The sequence below is a fragment of the Bremerella sp. JC817 genome (assembly GCF_040718835.1).
GTDB lineage: Bacteria > Planctomycetota > Planctomycetia > Pirellulales > Pirellulaceae > Bremerella.
This window is the reverse complement of record NZ_JBFEFG010000113.1, coordinates 1-1266: the sequence shown is the minus strand read 5'-3', so window position 1 is coordinate 1266 and position 1266 is coordinate 1. Positions and strand designations below refer to the sequence as shown.

Below are 1266 nucleotides of genomic sequence, written 5' to 3'. Positions count from 1 at the left end.
ATGAAGTGGACCCCAATTTTCGGACCACGGGTTAAGGTGGATTTCTTTGGCTCGTGGATGAGGGTATCGTGGCGTCATCAGGAGGTTTCAGATGGCGCGGAAGCGGCGGCGGTTTGATGCGGCGTTTAAGGCCAAGGTGGCCCTTGAAGCGGTGCGCGGGCTCAAGACGATCAACGAGGTCGCGCAGCAGTTTAAGGTGCACCCGAACCAGGTCACGCTCTGGAAGAAGCAACTTGTGGCTGGGGCCGAGCAGGCCTTCGAGGGGGCCAGCGGCAAGGCAGCCAAGAGTGATGAACCGGATGCGTCCGAGTTGTACGAGCAGATCGGTCGCTTGAAGGTCGAGCTCGAATGGCTCAAAAAAAAAGTTGCCGAGAACTCGTGACGAGGCCCTGCGATGGATCGACCACGGACACGCGAAAATCAGCGTTCGACGACAGTGCCAACTGCTGGGCATTCAACGCTCGCAGTTGTATTACGAGCCGGTGCCTGAGACGGCAGAGAACCTCGACTTCATGCGGCGGATCGACGAGCAGTACCTCAAGACACCGTTCTGGGGCAGCCGTAACATGACCACGTGTTTGCAAGGCCAGGGCTTTACCGTCAATCGCAAGCGAATCCAGCGTTTGATGCGGAAAATGGGGCTCGAAGGGCTTGCACCGGGACCTTCTACAAGCCGTCCGGCACCACAGCATCAGGTCTATCCGTACCTGCTGAAGGACGTCGTGATCAGCCGTCCGAACCAGGTTTGGTCGAGCGACATCACCTACGTTCCGATGCGCCACGGTTACCTGTACTTGGTGGCGGTGCTCGATTGGTACAGCCGTTATGTTTTATCGTGGCGGCTTTCCAATAGCATGGATGGCGAGTTCTGCGTAGCCGCTTTGGATGAAGCATTGGACCAAGGGACGCCTGAGATTTTCAACACCGATCAAGGAGCCCAGTTTACCAGTCGTCAGTACGTCGATCGGCTGAAGTCCCATGCGATCGAGATCAGCATGGACGGTCGCGGCCGGGCATTGGACAACGTGTTCATCGAAAGATTGTGGCGAAGCGTGAAATACGAGGACATCTACCTCAAGCAATACGAATCAGGAGCCGATTGTCAGAAAGGGCTGACTCAATATTTCAAATTCTATAGCCACGAACGCCCTCACCAGTCGCTAGGCAATCGAACCCCGTGGACCGTCCACACCAGCCAGCGACTTGGAGCCCAGCAATCCACTTAAGAAACCGGCTCCCGTGGTCCGAAAATTGGGGTCCACTTCA

1 protein-coding gene is annotated in these 1266 nt (G+C 56.5%); it reads left to right on the top strand.

Annotation, left to right across the window (positions count from 1 at the left end):
- The first annotated feature begins 91 nt into the window (after positions 1-91).
- Positions 92-1226, top strand: a protein-coding gene (locus tag AB1L30_RS00520; protein WP_367011398.1) for an IS3 family transposase whose coding sequence is annotated in 2 segments (ribosomal slippage) — positions 92-375 and positions 374-1226 — 1137 coding nt in all. Because the reading frame shifts where the segments join, the coding sequence is not laid out codon by codon here.
- Positions 1227-1266 lie beyond the last annotated feature (40 nt).